This is a genomic window from Klebsiella sp. HMSC09D12, assembly GCF_001808475.1.
GTDB classification, from domain to species: Bacteria; Pseudomonadota; Gammaproteobacteria; order Enterobacterales; family Enterobacteriaceae; genus Klebsiella; species Klebsiella oxytoca.
On sequence record NZ_KV793386.1, the window covers coordinates 1 to 17453 of the forward strand.

A 17453-nucleotide genomic window follows, 5' to 3' on the forward strand; every position below is an offset into this window, starting at 1 on the left:
ACTCAGCAAAAGTTCGATTTATTCAACAAAGCCCAATGCTGCGCTTTTTTCAACGTCATAAAAAGCATTTAAACTTTATTGCCTGCTGCTCGGTTAAAGCAATTCAGGTAAAAAGTCCGAAATAAGGGTGACGAAATGGGTAATTGTCGATAATTATTAATTATTGTCAGGAAAGTAAAATAAGGTGATTCTTATTTCAACTTTGGCTTCGGGAAGCTTTCTTATATTCTTCTGTTAAATCAAAAAGCGTTAAGAGAGATGAATGGGTAGCGCAAGCGCTGACGTGGTTAAAGGGATAACGGAAAACCAAAATTATCCCGGTACCATTGCTGCGCAGCCCTGTCCTGACGCGGCCTCCGCCGTTGCCTGCAGGGAGCGCAGCGTTCTCCTGCTTTGAGAACAGCTTGCCTTATGATGAATGATTAGCGTGTTAATCATTCTTGTGGTGGATATTTGTAATGATTTATTCATTTTTTGTTTTACATTTTGTTACAGGTGTGCGGGTAATGTGTTTTTTTCTGTTGGCGTAGTTTTTTACTTGCCGCAGTGAATTTAACAGGATTATTATTGTCTGAACTGCTACACGTACCGCCTAATGACAGATGAAGGGACTCGTTTTTTCCTTAAGCGTTACCTCATGTTCTAATGTTTACAGGAAAAAACATGTCTTACGCTTTTAATAAAAGTCTTCTTCACCCTCGTAATTGGGGTACCTGGTTTGGCCTGGGCGTACTCTGGCTGATTGTCCAGCTTCCTTATCCCGTTTTGCATCTTATCGGCACCAGCGCGGGACGCGCCTCCCGGCGCTTCCTTAAACGTCGTGAGCATATCGCCAGACGTAATCTCGAACTCTGCTTCCCCACAATGTCGCCAGCGGCGCGCGAAAAGCTGATCGAGCAAAATTTCATGTCTCTGGGAATGGGGCTGATTGAAACCGGTATGGCGTGGTTCTGGAGCGATGAGCGAGTGAAAAAATGGTTTGACGTCGAGGGGATGGTCAACCTCAACAATGCGCTGAGCGAAGGGAAAGGCGTGATGGTTGTCGGCGTCCACTTTATGTCTCTTGAACTGGGTGGTCGCACGATGGGGTTGTGTCGCCCCATGATGGCAACCTACCGTCCGCATAACAGTCCGTTGATGGAGTGGGTGCAGACGCGCGGTCGCCTGCGCTCGAACAAGGCGATGATCGACCGCCGAAATTTATCCGGACTGGTGCATGCGTTAAAGTCGGGCGAAGCGGTGTGGTTCGCGCCGGATCAGGACTACGGCCCGAAGGGGAGCGTATTTGCCCCGTTCTTCTCGGTCCAGCAAGCGGCGACGACCAACGGCACCTACGTGCTTTCTCGTTTGTCGGGCGCAAAAATGCTGACGATCAGCATGGTGCGTAAAGCGGACCGCAAAGGTTATAGCCTGCATATCAGCGATGTGATGCGCGACTATCCTGGAGAAGATAAACAGGATGCGGCGAGCTATATCAACAAGATTATCGAGAAAGAGATCCTGCGCGCCCCTGAGCAATATCTGTGGGTTCATCGCCGTTTTAAAACCCGTCCGCTGGGCGAAACTTCGCTCTATTAAGCCCTCCGCACTCTCGGCGCTTTCAAAATGGTCCCGGTTGCGTTAACGTGCGCGGGATCATATTTTCGTTGTAAGCGAAGGAGTGCGTTGTGTTCGCTGAGTTTGGTGTACTGAATTACCTGACCTATCTGGTTGGGGCTATCTTTATCATTCTGGTGCCCGGTCCCAATACCTTTTTTGTCCTCAAGACGGGCGTCGCTCACGGCGTGAAAAAAGGCTATCTGGCGGCAGCGGGCGTGTTTATCGGTGATGCCATTCTGATGTTTCTGGCGTTTGCCGGGGTCGCGACCCTCATCAAGACCACGCCGGTATTATTCAATATCGTCCGCTACCTGGGGGCGATTTATCTACTGTGGATGGGCGGGAAGATGCTCTACGCGGTGTTGACGCAGCGCGATGGGCATTCGTCTTCTGATTCCGAGCCGGGGAGCGGGATTCTTAAGCGTTCGCTGACCCTCAGCCTGACGAATCCGAAAGCGATTCTTTTTTATGTCTCATTCTTCGTGCAGTTTATTGACGTCAATGCCAAAACTCCCGGGCTGGCGTTCTTTATTCTGGCGCTGACCCTGGAGATAATTAGCTTTATTTACATGAGCTTCCTTATCGTCTCCGGCTCTTTCGTCACGCGCTACGTAAAAACGAAAAAGAAACTGGCGAAAATCGGTAATAGCCTGATTGGCCTCGTGTTTGTCGGTTTTGCCGCTCGGCTGGCAACGCTACAGTCGTAATCGTTGGGGCCGGTATATGCCACCGGCCCGCCGCTGGCTCTCTGTGCTTTGTAACAAATTCCCTTCAATTTTGATTGCATTGGTGTTACATATACAGCCGATTATCGCTCAGAAAAAAGGGAACCCGGATGATTCTGCAGAAACTCACCAGCAATAAAAACAGCAAGAAGTTCTTTATGTCGATAGCGGCGATATTTGCCATCGCGCTTTTCGTGGTAGGGCGTGCAACCTTTGGCGGCGTGGTGAGCGAGTACAATATGCCGTACTCAGAGTGGACGACTTCAATGTTTTTCCTGCAAGGGGCGATGGTGACGGTTTATAGCATCGTGTTTACTCTGCTGTTCTCCATTCCGCTGGGATTCCTTTTTTTGGGCTCCGACCGCCGGGACTAATCGTATGCGACAAGGCGAACCGAAGTTCGCCTTGTGATGTTTTGCGCTTTATCGCCAGCCTCTGTCGTCGTGATGATGATGACGGTGCCCGTGGTGATAGCCTCTGTCGACGATACATCCCGATAATAGCGTGCAAAGCGCGAGCACTAACGGCAACACGATCGATTTTTTCATTTCTCACTTCTCCAGTTAAATCTGTCCGCGAACGGCGACAAGCGCAAACGGCTGATGAAGTGAGTCTATTCTTTTAAGTTATTGAGTAGATAAGAAAATTCCGCAATGTTTGCCAGTCTGAAGGGCGAATATTCCTGGTTTTACCACCAGCCCAGCTGCGTACCCGCCACGGCCACAATTGCGACAATAAACATAATAATTGTGCTTTTCTTCATTACGCCCCGCCCGGTGCCGCATAGCCGCCGACAAAAAACCAGCCCAGAAAAACAACGGCGACGATAAAAATAGCCACCGGAAATAGAATACCCAGTCTCATTATTGAGCCCCTGTAGGTGCGAATCGTGCTTAATATGATACGGGATTTCACCGTATATTAGTCAATATGAAAAAATGTTCCCTGGCGACGTGACTTTTTATCCTGATACATCGCGTCGTCGGCGCTTCGTAGCGCTTGCTCAACGTCCATTGCCTGTGGGTCGGCTTCAATCACGCCAAAGCTGGCGCCGGGATAGTTAATTCGGTGCGCGCCAAGGAAATAGATCCCCGTTAGCTCTTTACGTAAAGCGGCAATATACTCCTGTTGTTCCTCCGCTTCGGAACATAGGCCAACCAGCAAAAATTCATCGCCGCCCAGGCGGCCAACAATATCGCCGCGGCGGGCGCGGGCCAACAGGCGTTCTCCAACCTGAATCAGAAAGCTGTCACCGCAGGGGTGACCGAATCGGTCGTTGATTGCCTTGAAATCATCGAGATCGATAAAAATGAGCAGTACGCTGCGCTGGCGTTCTCTGGCCTGCGCAAACTGTGCGGCAAGATGCTTGAACAACGAGCGGCGATTCGGCAAACCGGTGAGCTCATCGGTGTACGAGTGCATCTCCAGCGCGACGTTTGCTGCCCGAAGCTGCTGCACCAGGGTCTCTTTCTCAACATAGTGCGAAATGAGGTTGGCAAACAGATTCATCACCTGCTCACCCTCAATGTTATAGGGTTGTCTTTCCCGGCTGGTGGCGCAGAGCGTGCCGAATAATGAGCCATCGGTCAGGCGCACGGGGATGCTGAAAAAGGTTGCGATACCCAAATCCTGGGCGGCGATACACGAACGCCAGCGCTCGGCCACATCGTTGCTGAATATGCAGCGGTCGTCCAGCGCACGTTTACACAGGGAGTCATTCCAGGGAACGGAGAAACCTTCAGGGATCTGCATTTCGCTGCTATTGTGCGCGTACATAATCTGCTGGCGCTGCGCCTCGAAGTCAATACGAGTCAGGTAGGTAGATTCCATTCGGGTAACAAGCTCCAGCATCTCAAGCAGCTGTCGAACCAATGTTTCCAGGGTGTGTTCATTGGCGAGCGTTTGTGAAACGCGAGCGAGGAGAAAATCGGACATGAGGAATACGGCTCCCGAACGCTAATCGTAACTACCGGCAAGCTATGCGAAACGACAATTAGCGCAGAATTAACAGAGATACACAAAATTTAACACATCTGTCGGGAGAATACCTGCATCGAGGGTGGGAAAAAAGCCCCGTCGGGGGCGACGGGGAAAAACTCATTGATTATGGAATGATCTGTTCTCTGGTCAGTTCGAGAACAGGGCTACTCTACGATGCAAAAGTGCAGCTAAAATGGAGAAAAGGTGGAGATTCAGGGCGAAAGTCCGTTTTGATCAATTAAGGAGTAGAAATGAAGTGGATGATAGCTATGTTGCCTCTGGCGATGGCCGGATGTGCGCAGACTCAGCCGACGCAACCTGCGCATCCGGTGGGGATGGCTAACCCGGCTTCGGTTTACTGTCAGCAGCTCGGCGGCACGCAGGTTCCCATCCAAAGCCCGCAGGGCGTACGCACTGAATGTAAGCTGCCCAGCGGGGAAACGTTAGATGAATGGGCGCTCTGGCGGCGCGATCACCCGAATAAGCCGTAGCGTTTATTGTAGCGATTTTAGCCAGTCAGCCAGCACCTGCGCATGGTTTTGCCGGGTGTTTTTCGCCGCATAGAGTAACGTCAGCGGCTGTTGACTGGCCAGGGCCGCCAGGCGTTTGCCTTCCTCCCGTTGAGCCTCAAGCTCCTGGCGATAGAGTTGGCTAAAGTGGGCGAAATCGATGGTCTCGCTGTGAAAAGCCTTGCGTAAATCTGCTGATGGCGTCAGCGTTTTACACCACTCATCGTAGTTCAGCGCTTCTTTTTTTATCCCGCGCGGCCACAGACGGTCTACCAGTATCCGGTAGCCGTCGCTCGTTTCCTGCGGGTCATAAACGCGTTTACACTGAATCATCATTGCCCTCCCTTTGTTCCATCCACGCCAGCAGCTGCGGGAGCTGCTGCTCAGAAAATACCTTAATGCCGTGCTCACGAAGCAGAGCGGCTGCAACACCAGCACCGGGTTTGCGCTGGCCTTTAAAGGTACCATCATAGATAAACTGGCTGCCGCAGGTGGGGCTACCATCGGTAAGCAGAGCCGCAGCGCACCCTTCTTCTTGCGCCGCTTTTAGCGCCAGCCAGGCGGCCAACTGGTAATGAGCAGTGACATCCTTGCCGTCGCTTTCAACAATTTGCCCGCGATTTTGCATCACCTCTGCGCCCTGGGCGTTGAGGATCTCAGCCGGTAGTCGCGGTACAGGCAATCCGGCCGCCAGCTCCGGACAGTGGGTGACCAGCCGTCCCTCACGCTGCCAGCGAGTCAATGCGTCAGTCAAGCGGGCCTTGTGGCTGCCGTTATAGCGAACCTGAAAGCCCATCAGGCAGGCGCTAACCAGAATTTTGCTCTTCATCGTGTATCCATAGCCATTCTTCTGTCCTTTACCATACCGCCAGTCGGCGCAAAATGCCCGTCTTCAGGCGCAGAGAAAATAAGGATTGTTTTCTGCATGTGAGATCGCTAATCTGAGGTTCCTTGTGTTGCCTGATAATCGCTCTGACATAAGGATCCTGCTATGAATTCCCCCCTGCGTATTGCCCTGGTTGGTGATTACAACCCCGATGTTGTCGCCCACAAAGCGATTCCCCTGGCAATAGATGATGCTGCAGCCGTCCTCGAGCTTTCGTTGCGCTATGACTGGCTGGCAACCAGTGAGATAAAATCTACTGAGGATCTTGCTGACTACGATGCTATTTGGGTGGTACCCGCCAGCCCCTATAAAAACGCCGCAGGCGCATTTATCGCCATTCGCCACGCCCGTGAAAACAGCATACCGTTCCTCGGTACCTGCGGTGGGTTTCAGCACGCCATTATTGAGTATGCGCGCAACGTTATGGGCTGGCAGGATGCCGCACATGCGGAAACCGATACCGAAGGCCGGATGGTCATCGCGCCGCTAAGCTGCTCGCTGGTTGAAAAGACTGATAATATTGAGCTGCGCGCCAATACGCTTATCGCGCGCGCTTACGGTCGCGATAGCATTCAGGAGGGATACCACTGTAATTATGGGATTGCCGACGATTTTGCTCGCGAACTGGAGCAGGGCGATCTGCGGGTGACCGGCTGGGACGATGACGGCGAGATTCGTGCGGTCGAGCTGGTTACGCATCCATTCTTTGTCGCCACGCTGTTCCAGCACGAGCGCAATGCGCTGGAGGGGCGGCCCGCGCCGCTGGTTCACGCGTTTTTACACGCCGCGAGCCGTTAAATAAAAGCCCGGCAGCGTTTGCCGGGCGAGAGTGCCTCTAGCCGTGAATTTCCCGATCGCGGCCAGCCAGCGCGCCGAAGACCGCCATCACGACAGAAATTAGCGCCACGGCGATCAGCGGAATATGCCAGTCGCCCGAGGCGTCATGAATTTTACCCATCACCGGCGGCCCGCAGGCGGCCAGCAGATAGCCCACCGCCTGCGCCATTCCCGACAGCGCAGCGGCCTGATGGGCTGAGCTGGCGCGCAGTCCGATAAAGGTCAGCCCCAGAATCATGGTCGCGCCGGAGCCAAAGCCGAAGATAAGCGTCCACATTACCGCCTGGCCCGGGAGAAACCATAATCCGAGCGCGCTGACCGCGCACATCATGGCAACCAGCACCGCAATACCGCGCTGATCTTTTAACCGATGAAGGATTAAGGGAATCGCCAGTCCCGGCGCGGCGGTCGCCAGCTGCAGCAACCCGTGCAGGGAACCCGCCTGCGCTTCGCTGTAGCCAATACTTTGCAAAATGGCCGGCAGCCAGCCGATGATAACGTAATAGACCAGCGAGTTAATGCCAAGAAACAGCGTCACCTGCCAGGCTAACGCAGAACGCCAGATACCGCGGTTATGGATGGCTCCCGAACCGGTCAGCGGCGCGGTAGCCTGCCTGCGCGACTGCGGCAGCCAGACAAACAGCGCCAGCAGTGGAAAAACCATCAGCGTCAATAGCGCGCCGCGCCAGCCAAGTCCGGCAAGCGCCAGCGGTACCACCATGGCCGAGCCCAATGCCGCCGCGCCACCCATGGTGAGAGAGTAAGCGCCGGTCATTTTGGCGACGTGCTGCGAAAAGTCGCGTTTGATTAACCCCGGCAGCAGTACGTTCCCCAGCGCGATACCGCAGCCGATCACCGCGGTGCCGATAAACAGTAGCGAGACGAAGGGCAGGGAGCGCAGACCAATTCCGAGGCAAATCAGTATCATCGCCAGCAGCAGGCTGCGTTCAATGCCGAAGCGGCGAGCGACTCCCGCAGCCAGCGGTGACACCAGGCCGAAGGCCAGCAGCGGCAGCGTCGTTAACAGCCCGGTTTGTGCGGTAGTGAGGCCATATTCGCTGCGAATGGCGTCGAGCAGCGGCGCGGCGCCGGTAAATGCCACGCGTAAGGTCGTGGCGATAAGCAGAATACCGGCAATCAACAAAAGAGGACGGCGGCCGGCAGAAGGTAAAACAGAATTCATGGCGATCTCAAACAAGAATACGAGGCGTTCACAATAGCTTGTTTGTGGGATGTTTAAATCAAGCTAAAATGACAGATTATCGCTAAAATCGGACAATTTTATGATCGGACTCGGCCTGGACGGCTACGACCCGGACAGCGGCCACGAGGCGGCGCTGGCTTTTCGTATTCAGGTTGTCGCGGATGAACAGTACATTCCGCGCCATCAGCATCGTAAAGGGCAACTCATACTTGCCCTTCACGGGGCGCTAACCTGTGAAGTCGAGAACGCCATGTGGATGGTGCCGCCGCAGTACGCGGTGTGGGTGCCCGGGCAGGTACCGCACAGTAATCGCGCGACGCCGGAGGCGCAAATCTGCTTCTTATTTATCGAACCCGATGCGGCGCCGATGCCGGATTTCTGCTGTACGTTAAAGATTTCGCCGCTGGTGCGCGAGCTGATCCTCGCGATGGCCCAGCGCGGCAGGGCCTGGCTCGGTAAACCGGAGATGGACCGGCTGGGGCAGGTGCTGTTTGATGAGCTACCGCAGCAGCCGCAGGAGCATCTGCAGCTACCGGTCTCCGGACATGCCAAAATTCGTCAAATGGCGGAAATGATGGCCGTCGACCCGGCCCGCTGGCAAACCCTGGCGCAGTGGGCGGCGGAGTTTGCCATGAGTGAACGCAATCTGGCGCGGCTGGTGGTGCGCGAGACGGGGCTGAGCTTTCGGCGCTGGCGGCATCAGCTGCAGCTTATTCTCTCCCTGCAGATGCTGATTCGCGGGCAAACGGTACAGCAGACGGCGCAGAGCCTGGGCTACGACTCCACCACCGCTTTTATTACTATGTTTAAAAAGGGCCTTGGGCAGACGCCGGGACGCTATCTTGCCAGCCTGGCTACGACTTCCCGATAAACAGCGAAATTATCCCGGCGGCGATCAACGGGCCGACCGGTACGCCGCGGAAGAGGGCGACGCCGAGCACGGTGCCGACCAGCAGCCCGGCAACCAGCTGCGGCTGCGAGCCCATCAGCGCCACGCCGCGCCCGCCAAGCCAGGAAACAAAAACGCCTACCGCGATGGCCAGCAGCGATTTCCAGTTAACGAAGGAATGCAGCAGCGTTGAAGGCGGGAGCGTACCGCTGGCGATTGGCGCCATCACGCCAATGGTGAGAATAATTATACCGATGGTCAGCCCCTGCTTTTCTATCCACGGAAAGAAAGCGTTAAGCGGGGTGACGCGAACGATAATTAACACCAGGATAGAAATAGCCACGGTTGTGTTATGGCTAACAAAGCCGAGCGCCGCCAGGCCCAGCAGTATTAACAGGGTGGTGTCGAGCATGTGCAGAGGTCCTTGCCAGAAAACAAAAAAGAGAAGCCCGTTTACTCTACGCATAATTGCGTGACTAAACAGGCTTTTTTTATCTCAGAATGATGTTTTCAGGCATCTGCCCGATGGCGATCTTCCCGCCGCGAAGCTCGCAAAAAAGCGGAAACGGCCTGGAGACGGCGGGAGCAGACTCAGGGCTGGCGATGAAAAGCCGCCAATTCCGGCCGAGCAATGCGCAGATAGTCGGCGGTATCCAGGATGATCGATTTATCAAGCTGCCCGGCGTTAAAGGCGATTTCCGGGAAACGCTCGAACAGGACCGGATCGGCAACCAGCCGCAACGCCGGGTGGAAACTAAAGGGAGGAATCGCGCCAAACACGCAGGCGGTCAGGGAGTCCACTTCCGCCGGGCTGGCGAGGGAGGCTTTACTGCCGCCGATATACTCGGCCAGACGGGCTAAGTCCGCCTGCAGGTCGGCGGCAAGAATCGCCAGAACGTGCTGATTTACGCCATGACCTTTAATTTTGCATACCAGCGCTTTGGCTCCCTGACCCAGCGCGGTACCGCGGATCTTCGACACCGCTTCACATTTCCCGACGGCTTCATGTTCCACAACCCGGTAGCGGGCATGGGAGCGGTTAAGCAGCGCGATCAGCTGCTGATGAATGTTGAGTCCTGCAGACGCGTTCATGCTGATGGTTCCTTAAAAATTTAAAGCTAAAGATTAATCCTCTCGCCCTGGATGGACGTGCTTTTTTTGTTTTTTATTTTCGTACAGCCGGGCATCGGCGATTTGCATGGTATCGGCCAGGCTATCTCCCGGCGCCATGCTACAGGCGCCCCATGAGAAGTTAACGCGCTTGTTGACGTCAATCGTTCGCAGATGATGGCGGATACGCTCGGTAATATTTTTGGCGTCTTCTTCGGCGTAATCAATCAGTATCAGAAAGAACTCATCGCCACCCAACCGGATACCGTAATCGCTTTTGCGTATGGCGGCGGATATGGACTGAGCAAGCATCACAATTGCGCGGTCGCCTTCGTTATGCCCAAAGGTATCATTAATGTATTTAAGCCGGTCGCAGTCCAGCGCCATAAACACAATATTCACCCCCTGTTCCGTCAGCTTTTGCATGCGCGATTCCAGCAGCGAGGAGAGAATTTTACGGTTGTAAAGACCGGTTAATGAATCACTAATATTTTCTTTAAAAACATCGATATACAAACGAAAATGCATGCGAACAAGATGAAGCAGCACGCCGGTAGAAATCAGGTAAAACAGGAAGAGCTTCCAGGAGCTGAGCAGGAAATACATCACGTCCAGCGACAGCGAGATCTGCAGGTTTGTGGCTACCGCATGTTGATAATGGGCATAGCTAAAAAGATGCGTTTTGCTGCGGTGAACAATGATTTCTGAGGTTGAGTCCGAATCCGTTAATGTGATGTCGAGATAACGCCACACCAGCGGGCGGTCAGCGGTATACAGGAGCTCTTCGATATCTTTACGGCTGACATCGACCATGACGACCCCTTTAAGCCCTTCGTGGTGATACACCGGGGACAAAAACGAGAGAATATTTTGCCCGGTCACCGCGTCCACGTACATGCTGGACATCAACGTGCGGCCGCGCAGTAAGCTGTTAAGGTTAGTCTGGGTAATACCTAATTTGCCGTCGTGGAGAAAGTTCCAGTTGTCCAGTGCGCGGTTTTTAATCTCGACTTGAGTATGGAAATACACATATTTATTTTTAAAATCAATGAAGTAACGTAATTTGTTGTCGGATTTATAAGGACCTGTTTCCTGGCCATGGTGGGTTCTGTTATGGTCGATAATGGTATCAAAGGCCTGCAGCGCGGGCAGATCGTTAACCCACGCCAGGCAGGAAGACTGATTCGCACTGAGCGTGCCGCTAAGCAGGGGAAAGGTGTACTCCGTAATATTCAGACCGCTAACGCTGCCTTTTGTTTGTACGCTGTCGCATGCCTGTTGAGCGACTTCAGCAGAAGGTAGGGTATCTAACTTGCGGGCGATCTGGGAGATAACCAGCTGATTTTGATATTTATCGTAGAGAAAAGCGTACTCGCCTTTTTCGACAATATAGTGCATATATTCCGACATATCCCGATGGCTGACGACTAACTCATAGACCAGGAATGAAGAGGTCAGGACCACTACCCCAGCCGAAATCAAATGACGAAGTAATTTATTCTTTAATTTCATTACGTTAGTTCACCAGATCGTTAAGGTCAGTTTACCTGCGCACGGTCTATTCATGTCATGAAGGGGAAAAATCAGGATACGCTGTGATAAAACTTAAGCAGTTGTCACCGGTAGATTCTAGCAAAAGCGTGTGCATGTTTAGCCACATTACGTGTTGAATGGAGAAAGAGTTCACTTTGTGTATGGCGATCCCGATAGCGATATGAAAACTGAAACCAGAATTCATGCAAACTATAAGCAGGCTAATTGTAGGCTTTCACACCCCTTTTATCCACATTAACTTCACCTTTCCCTCATTTTGCATGCAATAAGATATGCTGCAATAACGAAACGTATTACTATTCGCCCTGCGCCAAAAACAGGATAATTTTATATAACAAGAGAACTTTTCTTATTTTCATTAGTCATTAGGATGACTAGCAGAGGTGTTGTTGATTGTGGTGACGAGGTTATGATGATGGAAAACGCAGCGGTGCAGGTAGCTCCCCGGAAGTTTAAAAAAATAAGAGAGCTCAACCGGCGCCGTAATTATTTTTTTAAGAAATTACGCAATATTCTGCGGGTTTATATCGCAAAAGCGTTATGGGATAGTCGCGCGCGTCGCGAAGCAGATTTAACGTCCGCCAAAACGGTACTGCTTATGCGCAATGAAGGCGCGATAGGCGACGTTGTCGTTGATTCTGCGCTGGTTAAATGCCTCCATAAGGCAGGTATGACCGTTGATTTTCTGTTAACGAAATCGAACAGCCAGGTCATGCGTGATAATCCACATATTCGCCATATTTATGAAGCTGAGAATGTCGACTCGGCGGCTTATCTGCGTAAGTTTACTCATAACGTTCCTCAGTCCGTTATTAATGAGCTTGCGAATAATAAGTATGATATTGTTATTGACCCCTCGCTGTTTGATATTCCGGTGCACCGGATGCTGCTGTTACGGCAGATAAAAGCGCGCTCGGTGCTGGGGTTTAATAAATGGCCTTCTATTAATCACTATACCCGCTCTTTTGATTTTGACTGTGCAAACTGGCACGTCAGCAAGACCTTTACGCTCATTGCCGATTATCTCCAGCTGGACAAAAAATATCTGCAGTCTTATGACTTGCATATTCCCGAGAATGTCGAGCACGAGGTGCGTGATTATCTGGCGTCTAAAAGTGGACGAAATGTGGTCATTAATATTTTTGCCGGCCATCCGGACCGCAGCATGTCGCAGGAGCAGCTGGCCACGCTTCTCACCCGACTGCGCGAAGAGTATCCCGCTATCAATATTATATTGCTCGACCACCGCAATGAAATTCGTCTTTCTCTGCCGGAGAAGGTCAGCGTGAATCCGTTTAAAACGCTGCACCACTGCATGGCGCTGATTGCGCAGGCCGATTTGGTTATCTCGCCGGATACCTCGGTGGTACATATGGCGGCTGCGTGGAAAAAACCGCTGGTCGCAGTGTATAAGGATGTGCGCATGAATAATCGGCTGTGGGCGCCGGGATATGATAGGGCCCGGCAGATCATCGTTAAGTGCGGTAAGGTTCACCAGCTGGAGAGCTTGCCCGACCTGATAATGGCGGAGATTGACCCTGGCACTCTACAGCAGACCCGGGCCGGATAAAGCGAAAAAAACAGCCAGCTGTGAAGGCTGGCTGTCCGGAAGAGATTAACCGTCCGCTTTTGAGGTTTGCTTGTGAAACAGTTCCCGGAACACCGGATAAATATCTTCCGGGTCGCGAATATGCTGCATGGCAAAGTTTTCAAAGGTCGACTGCAGGTGTTCATACTCCCGCCACAGCGTCTGGTGCGCACGGCGGGTTATCTCGATATAGCTATAGTAGCGGACCACGGGCAGGATTTTCTTCGCCAGCAGCTCGTGACACAGCGGTGAATCGTCCGCCCAGTTATCGCCGTCCGATGCCTGAGCGGCGTAGATATTCCACTGCGCCGGGTCATAGCGCTCTTTAACGACTTCATCCATCAGCTTCAGAGCGCTGGAGACAATGGTGCCGCCGGTCTCCTGCGAATAAAAGAATTCGTGTTCGTCGACCTCTTTTGCCTGCGTATGGTGGCGGATATAAACCACATCAACGTTTTTATAGGTCCGGCTGAGGAACAGATACAGCAGGATGTAAAAGCGTTTTGCCATATCCTTTGTCGCCTGATCCATCGAGCCGGAGACGTCCATCAGGCAAAACATCACCGCCTGACTTGAGGGTTCTGGCCGTTTTTCGTAGTTCTTGTAGCGCAGATCGAAAGTATCGATAAACGGCACGCGGTCGATTTTCGCCCGTAGCTCGGCAATCTCTTTGCGCAGCCGCTCCTCCTCCAGCAGCTGCGCCGGTTCGCTTTTGCTAATACTCTCCAGATCTTCTTCCAGAGCATGCAGCTCCCGGCGCTTACCGGCGGTCATCGCCGTGCGCCGCGCCAGCGAGTTTTGCAGCGAGCGAACGACGCTGATGTTGGCGGGAACCCCGTTAGCGGTGTAGCCTGCGCGATGGGTTTTGAATTCCGTCAGCTGCCGATGCTGATTTCTCTTCAGATTCGGCAGGGCAAGATCTTCGAATAACAGATCCAGATACTCATCTTTCGAGATCTGAAAAACAAACTCATCCTGGCCTTCGCCATCGGCGCTGGCTTGCCCCTGACCGCTTCCTCCACCGCCTCCGCCGCCCTGAGGGCGTTCAATACGGTCATTCTGCACGAAGTGATCGTTACCGGGATGAACGCGATTGCGCAGGCCGCCGCGCCCCTGATGAAACATCGGTTCGTTGATATCGTCCGTTGGGATGGAGACGGACTCTCCGCTCTGAATATCGGTCACCGAGCGCTTGTTTATGGCCTCGGAGATCGACTGCTTTATCTGCGCTTTGTAGCGGCGCAGAAAGCGCTGCCGGTTGACGGCGCTTTTATTTTTCCCGTTCAGGCGTCGGTCTATGAACCAGGTCATATGCCCTCCTGTACTGCATTTGCCAACTATGCCCCGGCCATTCAAGCGCCGGAATGTGCCTGGCGCTGAATGTCATTGGGTCTTCGCAGTTATTATTCGCCCGGCAGCAGTTGCCTGCCGGGCTGGTCTATCAGGATGATTTACGTACCCGCAGATACCATTCGCACAGCAGGCGAACCTGCTTGCGGGTATAGCCTTTCTCCATCATGCGGTCGACAAAGTCATCGTGTTTTTTCTGCTCATCGGTTGACGTTTTGGTGTTGAACGAGATCACCGGCAACAGCTCTTCGGTATTGGAGAACATTTTCTTCTCAATAACCGTGCGCAGTTTCTCGTAGCTGGTCCAGTTTGGATTGCGTCCGCTGTTGTGCGCTCTGGCGCGCAGCACGAAGTTGACAATCTCGTTGCGGAAGTCTTTCGGATTACTGATCCCGGCCGGCTTCTCGATTTTTTCCAGCTCCGCATTCAGCGACTCGCGATCAAACAGCTGGCCGGTATCCGGGTCGCGATACTCCTGATCCTGAATCCAGAAATCGGCGTAGGTCACATAACGGTCAAAAATGTTCTGCCCGTATTCCGAGTAGGACTCAAGGTAGGCGGTCTGGATCTCTTTCCCGATAAACTCGGCGTATTTCGGGATCAGATAACCTTTGAGGAACTCCAGGTAACGTTCGGACTGCTCCTGCGGGAACTGTTCACGCTCAATTTGCTGCTCCAGGACGTAGAACAGATGCACCGGGTTCGCGGCGACTTCGGCGTGATCAAAGTTAAATACCCGCGACAGAATTTTGAACGCGAAGCGGGTAGACAAGCCGTTCATCCCTTCATCAACGCCGGCATAATCGCGATACTCCTGATAGGATTTCGCTTTCGGGTCGGTATCTTTCAGGCTTTCACCGTCATAGACGCGCATTTTCGAGTAGATGCTCGAGTTTTCCGGCTCTTTCAGGCGCGACAGAATCGAGAAGCGCGACAGCGTTTCCAGGGTTCCCGGCGCGCAGGGCGCGTGAGTCAGTTCGCTATTATTGAGCAGTTTTTCATAGATGCGGATCTCTTCCGAGATGCGCAGGCAATAAGGCACCTTGACGATGTACACGCGGTCGAGGAAGGCCTCATTGTTCTTGTTATTGCGGAAGGTAACCCATTCCGATTCGTTGGAGTGGGCGAGGATAATCCCGTTAAACGGCAGGGCGGAGATCCCTTCAGTGCCGTTATAGTTTCCTTCCTGCGTCGCGGTCAGCAGCGGATGCAGCACCTTAATAGGCGCTTTAAACATCTCTACAAATTCCATCAGCCCCTGGTTGGCGCGGCACAGGGCGCCGGAATATCCGTAGGCATCCGGATCGTTCTGCGCATAGTGTTCCAGTTTACGGATATCCACTTTACCCACCAGCGCCGAGATATCCTGGTTATTCTCATCGCCGGGCTCGGTTTTGGCGATGGCAATCTGCGCCAGGATTGACGGCCACACTTTCACCACGCGGAACTTAGTAATGTCGCCGCCGAATTCCTGCAGACGCTTGGCCGCCCAGGGCGACATAATTGTTCCCAGATAGCGGTTTGGAATGCCGTACTCTTTTTCGAGGATTTGCGCATCCTCTTGCGGGTTAAACAGACATAGCGGATGGTCGTTGACCGGGCTACGCTCTCCGTTTGCGCTAAGCACATAGATAGGCACGCGCTGCATTAAGGACTTAAGGCGTTCGGCAAGCGATGATTTACCGCCGCCCACGGGGCCCAGCAGATACAGAATCTGTTTCTTCTCTTCAAGCCCCTGAGCGGCGTGCTTTAAGTAAGAAACAATTTGCTCGATGGCATCTTCCATACCGTAAAACTCTTCAAATGCCGGATAGCGCGCAACGACCCGGTTTGAAAAGAGACGGGATAGCCTGGGTTCCAGGGCCGTATCGACCATGACCGGCTCACCGATGGCCATCAGCAATCTTTCTGCTGCGTTAGCATAAGCACTGCGATCTTGCCGACAGATGGTAAGAAACTCCTGCAGTGTGAACTCTTCGTCCTTGGCAGCTTCATAGCGCTGGCGATAGTGATCGAATATATTCATGGCATGCCGTCCTTTCGTTTTTAGCACAGGTTGAGAGCCGTTCATATGAATAGTGGGAGCCCCCGGAAGAGGTAAGCTGCACAGCGCTCTCTGATTCTCCAGCAACCCTTATGCCAGGTTGGCGAAGTCTCGGGATAACGTGCCCCGCATTTACTTCTTCTAAATTAAAGCGTAGATGCATTTGGAAAACTTGCATGGCGTGGAAAATCAATTTCAATGACTTATCAACAACTCATCCGGAAAAGCAGCCTCTCATTTCCACTTCTGGTTTCACGCCGTCATGACGCTGTCATTCGGCTGTCAGCGAATGGTCATCTGAGGATGAGAATCTGGTGAATTCAGTGTAATGACTGGTAAAGAATTTGAGGCATGACGTATACAACGTTAAACTGCCTGCGCTAATAATTTGACAACAGGAATATGGATCGTGACTAAAATCAAACTTCTGGCACTTGGTGTGTTGATTGCGACTTCAGCATCCGCCGTACACGCTGAAGGGAAGTTCACTTTAGGGGCGGGTGTAGGCGTCGTTGAACATCCGTACAAGCAGTATGATGCTGATGTTTACCCGGTGCCGGTGATTAATTACGAGAGCGATAACTTCTGGTTTCGTGGTTTAGGCGGTGGTCTTTACCTGTGGAATGATACCAACGATAAGCTCTCCGTGACCGCCTACTGGTCGCCGATGTACTTTAAGCCAGGCGACAGCGATAGCGAGCAGATGCGCCGTCTGGATAAACGTAAATCCACGGTGATGGCAGGACTTGCGTACGAACACTATACGCAGTACGGTTTCCTGCGCACCGCGCTGTCAGGGGACACCCTGGATAACAGCAACGGTATCGTATGGGATCTGGCCTGGCTATATCGCTACACCAACGGCAACCTGACGCTTACGCCGGGTATTGGCGTTGAATGGAATAGCGATAATCAGAACGAGTACTACTATGGTGTTTCGAAGCATGAGTCGAATCGCAGTGGCATGCGCAGCTACGATCCGGACAGCAGCTGGAACCCGTACCTCGAGCTGTCGGCAAACTATCGTTTCCTCGGCGACTGGAGCGTATACGGCGTGGCCCGCTACACCCGCTTGTCTGACGAAATCACCGATAGTCCGATGGTGGACAAATCCTGGAGCGGTCTGATTTCAACCGGGATCACTTACTCCTTCTGATAGTGCTTTATTACAGAGCAAT

Annotated in this window: 20 protein-coding genes; 8 read left to right on the plus strand and 12 right to left on the minus strand. The window is 52.8% G+C overall.

The window, feature by feature from the left end:
- The first annotated feature begins 663 nt into the window (after positions 1 to 663).
- The 3 genes from lpxP to HMPREF3178_RS01935 all read left to right on the plus strand — a co-directional run bounded on the left by lpxP (position 664) and on the right by HMPREF3178_RS01935 (position 2698).
- Positions 664 to 1578, plus strand: coding sequence for a kdo(2)-lipid IV(A) palmitoleoyltransferase (lpxP, locus tag HMPREF3178_RS01925; protein ID WP_004101221.1), 915 nt, complete (start codon positions 664 to 666; stop codon positions 1576 to 1578).
- 89 nt (positions 1579 to 1667) lie between these two features.
- The gene (gene leuE / locus HMPREF3178_RS01930) at positions 1668 to 2306 is read left to right on the plus strand and encodes a leucine efflux protein LeuE (protein ID WP_017146100.1); all 639 of its coding nucleotides are present in this window, start codon (positions 1668 to 1670) and stop codon (positions 2304 to 2306) included.
- Between the two features lie 128 nt (positions 2307 to 2434).
- Positions 2435 to 2698, plus strand: coding sequence for a DUF2534 family protein (locus HMPREF3178_RS01935; protein ID WP_004112248.1), 264 nt, complete (start codon positions 2435 to 2437; stop codon positions 2696 to 2698).
- 48 nt (positions 2699 to 2746) lie between these two features.
- Here HMPREF3178_RS01935 and HMPREF3178_RS30685 read toward each other — a convergent pair whose 3' ends face one another.
- The 4 genes from HMPREF3178_RS30685 to HMPREF3178_RS01940 all read right to left on the minus strand — a co-directional run bounded on the left by HMPREF3178_RS30685 (position 2747) and on the right by HMPREF3178_RS01940 (position 4259).
- Complete coding sequence (locus HMPREF3178_RS30685) at positions 2747 to 2872, minus strand: hypothetical protein (protein ID WP_085955747.1); 126 nt, start codon at positions 2870 to 2872, stop codon at positions 2747 to 2749.
- Positions 2873 to 3012: 140 nt separating this feature from the next.
- Positions 3013 to 3087, minus strand: coding sequence for a protein YoaJ (gene yoaJ, locus HMPREF3178_RS32145; RefSeq protein ID WP_139146009.1), 75 nt, complete (start codon positions 3085 to 3087; stop codon positions 3013 to 3015).
- Positions 3087 to 3188 carry a YoaK family small membrane protein gene (locus HMPREF3178_RS30695; RefSeq protein ID WP_004101234.1) on the minus strand — a complete coding sequence of 34 codons (102 nt, stop codon included), beginning with the start codon at positions 3186 to 3188 and terminating at the stop codon, positions 3087 to 3089. Before HMPREF3178_RS30695 ends, yoaJ begins: the two co-directional genes overlap by 1 nt.
- A gap of 57 nt (positions 3189 to 3245) precedes the next feature.
- Positions 3246 to 4259: a sensor domain-containing diguanylate cyclase gene (locus tag HMPREF3178_RS01940; protein ID WP_004101236.1), complete on the minus strand. Its 1014-nt coding sequence runs from the start codon at positions 4257 to 4259 to the stop codon at positions 3246 to 3248.
- 296 nt (positions 4260 to 4555) lie between these two features.
- Between HMPREF3178_RS01940 and HMPREF3178_RS01945 the strand changes: the two genes are divergently transcribed.
- Entirely contained in the window at positions 4556 to 4795 is a 240-nt protein-coding gene (locus tag HMPREF3178_RS01945) for a putative hemolysin (protein WP_004101237.1), read from the plus strand.
- Positions 4796 to 4798: 3 nt separating this feature from the next.
- Here HMPREF3178_RS01945 and HMPREF3178_RS01950 read toward each other — a convergent pair whose 3' ends face one another.
- Complete coding sequence (locus HMPREF3178_RS01950; RefSeq protein ID WP_004112251.1) at positions 4799 to 5146, minus strand: DUF488 domain-containing protein; 348 nt, start codon at positions 5144 to 5146, stop codon at positions 4799 to 4801.
- Positions 5133 to 5642 (minus strand): 2-thiouracil desulfurase family protein, encoded by a 510-nt coding sequence (locus HMPREF3178_RS01955; protein WP_016808475.1) that lies wholly within the window; start codon positions 5640 to 5642, stop codon positions 5133 to 5135. Before HMPREF3178_RS01955 ends, HMPREF3178_RS01950 begins: the two co-directional genes overlap by 14 nt.
- 162 nt (positions 5643 to 5804) lie before the next feature.
- Between HMPREF3178_RS01955 and HMPREF3178_RS01960 the strand changes: the two genes are divergently transcribed.
- Positions 5805 to 6497, plus strand: a complete 693-nt coding sequence (locus HMPREF3178_RS01960; RefSeq protein ID WP_004112256.1) for a CTP synthase C-terminal region-related (seleno)protein — start codon at positions 5805 to 5807, stop codon at positions 6495 to 6497.
- 37 nt (positions 6498 to 6534) lie between these two features.
- Here HMPREF3178_RS01960 and HMPREF3178_RS01965 read toward each other — a convergent pair whose 3' ends face one another.
- Entirely contained in the window at positions 6535 to 7719 is a 1185-nt protein-coding gene (locus tag HMPREF3178_RS01965) for a CynX/NimT family MFS transporter (RefSeq protein ID WP_004101244.1), read from the minus strand.
- Between the two features lie 100 nt (positions 7720 to 7819).
- Here HMPREF3178_RS01965 and HMPREF3178_RS01970 point away from each other — a divergent pair, with 100 nt between their 5' ends.
- Entirely contained in the window at positions 7820 to 8611 is a 792-nt protein-coding gene (locus tag HMPREF3178_RS01970; protein WP_070584982.1) for an AraC family transcriptional regulator, read from the plus strand.
- On the opposite strand, the gene HMPREF3178_RS01975 is transcribed toward HMPREF3178_RS01970, so the two are convergent.
- The 3 genes from HMPREF3178_RS01975 to dgcJ all read right to left on the minus strand — a co-directional run bounded on the left by HMPREF3178_RS01975 (position 8595) and on the right by dgcJ (position 11251).
- The gene (locus tag HMPREF3178_RS01975) at positions 8595 to 9041 is read right to left on the minus strand and encodes a DUF441 domain-containing protein (protein WP_004101248.1); all 447 of its coding nucleotides are present in this window, start codon (positions 9039 to 9041) and stop codon (positions 8595 to 8597) included. The two genes, HMPREF3178_RS01970 and HMPREF3178_RS01975, sit on opposite strands and share 17 nt — an antisense overlap.
- A gap of 179 nt (positions 9042 to 9220) precedes the next feature.
- The gene (locus HMPREF3178_RS01980; RefSeq protein WP_004112261.1) at positions 9221 to 9721 is read right to left on the minus strand and encodes a YbaK/prolyl-tRNA synthetase associated domain-containing protein; all 501 of its coding nucleotides are present in this window, start codon (positions 9719 to 9721) and stop codon (positions 9221 to 9223) included.
- Between the two features lie 33 nt (positions 9722 to 9754).
- Positions 9755 to 11251 carry a diguanylate cyclase DgcJ gene (gene dgcJ, locus HMPREF3178_RS01985; RefSeq protein WP_017146098.1) on the minus strand — a complete coding sequence of 499 codons (1497 nt, stop codon included), beginning with the start codon at positions 11249 to 11251 and terminating at the stop codon, positions 9755 to 9757.
- A 454-nt stretch (positions 11252 to 11705) separates the two neighbouring features.
- On the opposite strand from dgcJ, the gene HMPREF3178_RS01990 reads away from it, so the two are divergent.
- A complete protein-coding gene (locus HMPREF3178_RS01990; protein ID WP_029496836.1) occupies positions 11706 to 12863 on the plus strand; it encodes a glycosyltransferase family 9 protein in 1158 nt (385 codons plus the stop codon).
- Between the two features lie 45 nt (positions 12864 to 12908).
- Here HMPREF3178_RS01990 and HMPREF3178_RS01995 read toward each other — a convergent pair whose 3' ends face one another.
- Both HMPREF3178_RS01995 and yeaG read right to left on the minus strand, forming a co-directional pair.
- Complete coding sequence (locus HMPREF3178_RS01995) at positions 12909 to 14192, minus strand: YeaH/YhbH family protein (RefSeq protein WP_004101255.1); 1284 nt, start codon at positions 14190 to 14192, stop codon at positions 12909 to 12911.
- A gap of 130 nt (positions 14193 to 14322) precedes the next feature.
- Positions 14323 to 16257: a protein kinase YeaG gene (gene yeaG, locus HMPREF3178_RS02000; protein WP_004101257.1), complete on the minus strand. Its 1935-nt coding sequence runs from the start codon at positions 16255 to 16257 to the stop codon at positions 14323 to 14325.
- Positions 16258 to 16684: 427 nt separating this feature from the next.
- On the opposite strand from yeaG, the gene HMPREF3178_RS02005 reads away from it, so the two are divergent.
- Positions 16685 to 17431: a MipA/OmpV family protein gene (locus HMPREF3178_RS02005; protein ID WP_004101263.1), complete on the plus strand. Its 747-nt coding sequence runs from the start codon at positions 16685 to 16687 to the stop codon at positions 17429 to 17431.
- Positions 17432 to 17453: the final 22 nt, after the last annotated feature.

Coding starts and splice junctions, on each gene's coding strand:
- lpxP (WP_004101221.1), top strand. CDS start 664: ATGTCTTACGCTTTTAATAAAAGTCTTCTTCACCCTCGTAATTGGGGT.
- HMPREF3178_RS01935 (WP_004112248.1), top strand. CDS start 2,435: ATGATTCTGCAGAAACTCACCAGCAATAAAAACAGCAAGAAGTTCTTT.
- HMPREF3178_RS30685 (WP_085955747.1), bottom strand. CDS start 2,872: ATGAAAAAATCGATCGTGTTGCCGTTAGTGCTCGCGCTTTGCACGCTA.
- HMPREF3178_RS30695 (WP_004101234.1), bottom strand. CDS start 3,188: ATGAGACTGGGTATTCTATTTCCGGTGGCTATTTTTATCGTCGCCGTT.
- HMPREF3178_RS01940 (WP_004101236.1), bottom strand. CDS start 4,259: ATGTCCGATTTTCTCCTCGCTCGCGTTTCACAAACGCTCGCCAATGAA.
- HMPREF3178_RS01945 (WP_004101237.1), top strand. CDS start 4,556: ATGAAGTGGATGATAGCTATGTTGCCTCTGGCGATGGCCGGATGTGCG.
- HMPREF3178_RS01950 (WP_004112251.1), bottom strand. CDS start 5,146: ATGATTCAGTGTAAACGCGTTTATGACCCGCAGGAAACGAGCGACGGC.
- HMPREF3178_RS01955 (WP_016808475.1), bottom strand. CDS start 5,642: ATGAAGAGCAAAATTCTGGTTAGCGCCTGCCTGATGGGCTTTCAGGTT.
- HMPREF3178_RS01960 (WP_004112256.1), top strand. CDS start 5,805: ATGAATTCCCCCCTGCGTATTGCCCTGGTTGGTGATTACAACCCCGAT.
- HMPREF3178_RS01965 (WP_004101244.1), bottom strand. CDS start 7,719: ATGAATTCTGTTTTACCTTCTGCCGGCCGCCGTCCTCTTTTGTTGATT.
- HMPREF3178_RS01970 (WP_070584982.1), top strand. CDS start 7,820: ATGATCGGACTCGGCCTGGACGGCTACGACCCGGACAGCGGCCACGAG.
- HMPREF3178_RS01975 (WP_004101248.1), bottom strand. CDS start 9,041: ATGCTCGACACCACCCTGTTAATACTGCTGGGCCTGGCGGCGCTCGGC.
- HMPREF3178_RS01980 (WP_004112261.1), bottom strand. CDS start 9,721: ATGAACGCGTCTGCAGGACTCAACATTCATCAGCAGCTGATCGCGCTG.
- dgcJ (WP_017146098.1), bottom strand. CDS start 11,251: ATGAAATTAAAGAATAAATTACTTCGTCATTTGATTTCGGCTGGGGTA.
- HMPREF3178_RS01990 (WP_029496836.1), top strand. CDS start 11,706: ATGATGGAAAACGCAGCGGTGCAGGTAGCTCCCCGGAAGTTTAAAAAA.
- HMPREF3178_RS01995 (WP_004101255.1), bottom strand. CDS start 14,192: ATGACCTGGTTCATAGACCGACGCCTGAACGGGAAAAATAAAAGCGCC.
- yeaG (WP_004101257.1), bottom strand. CDS start 16,257: ATGAATATATTCGATCACTATCGCCAGCGCTATGAAGCTGCCAAGGAC.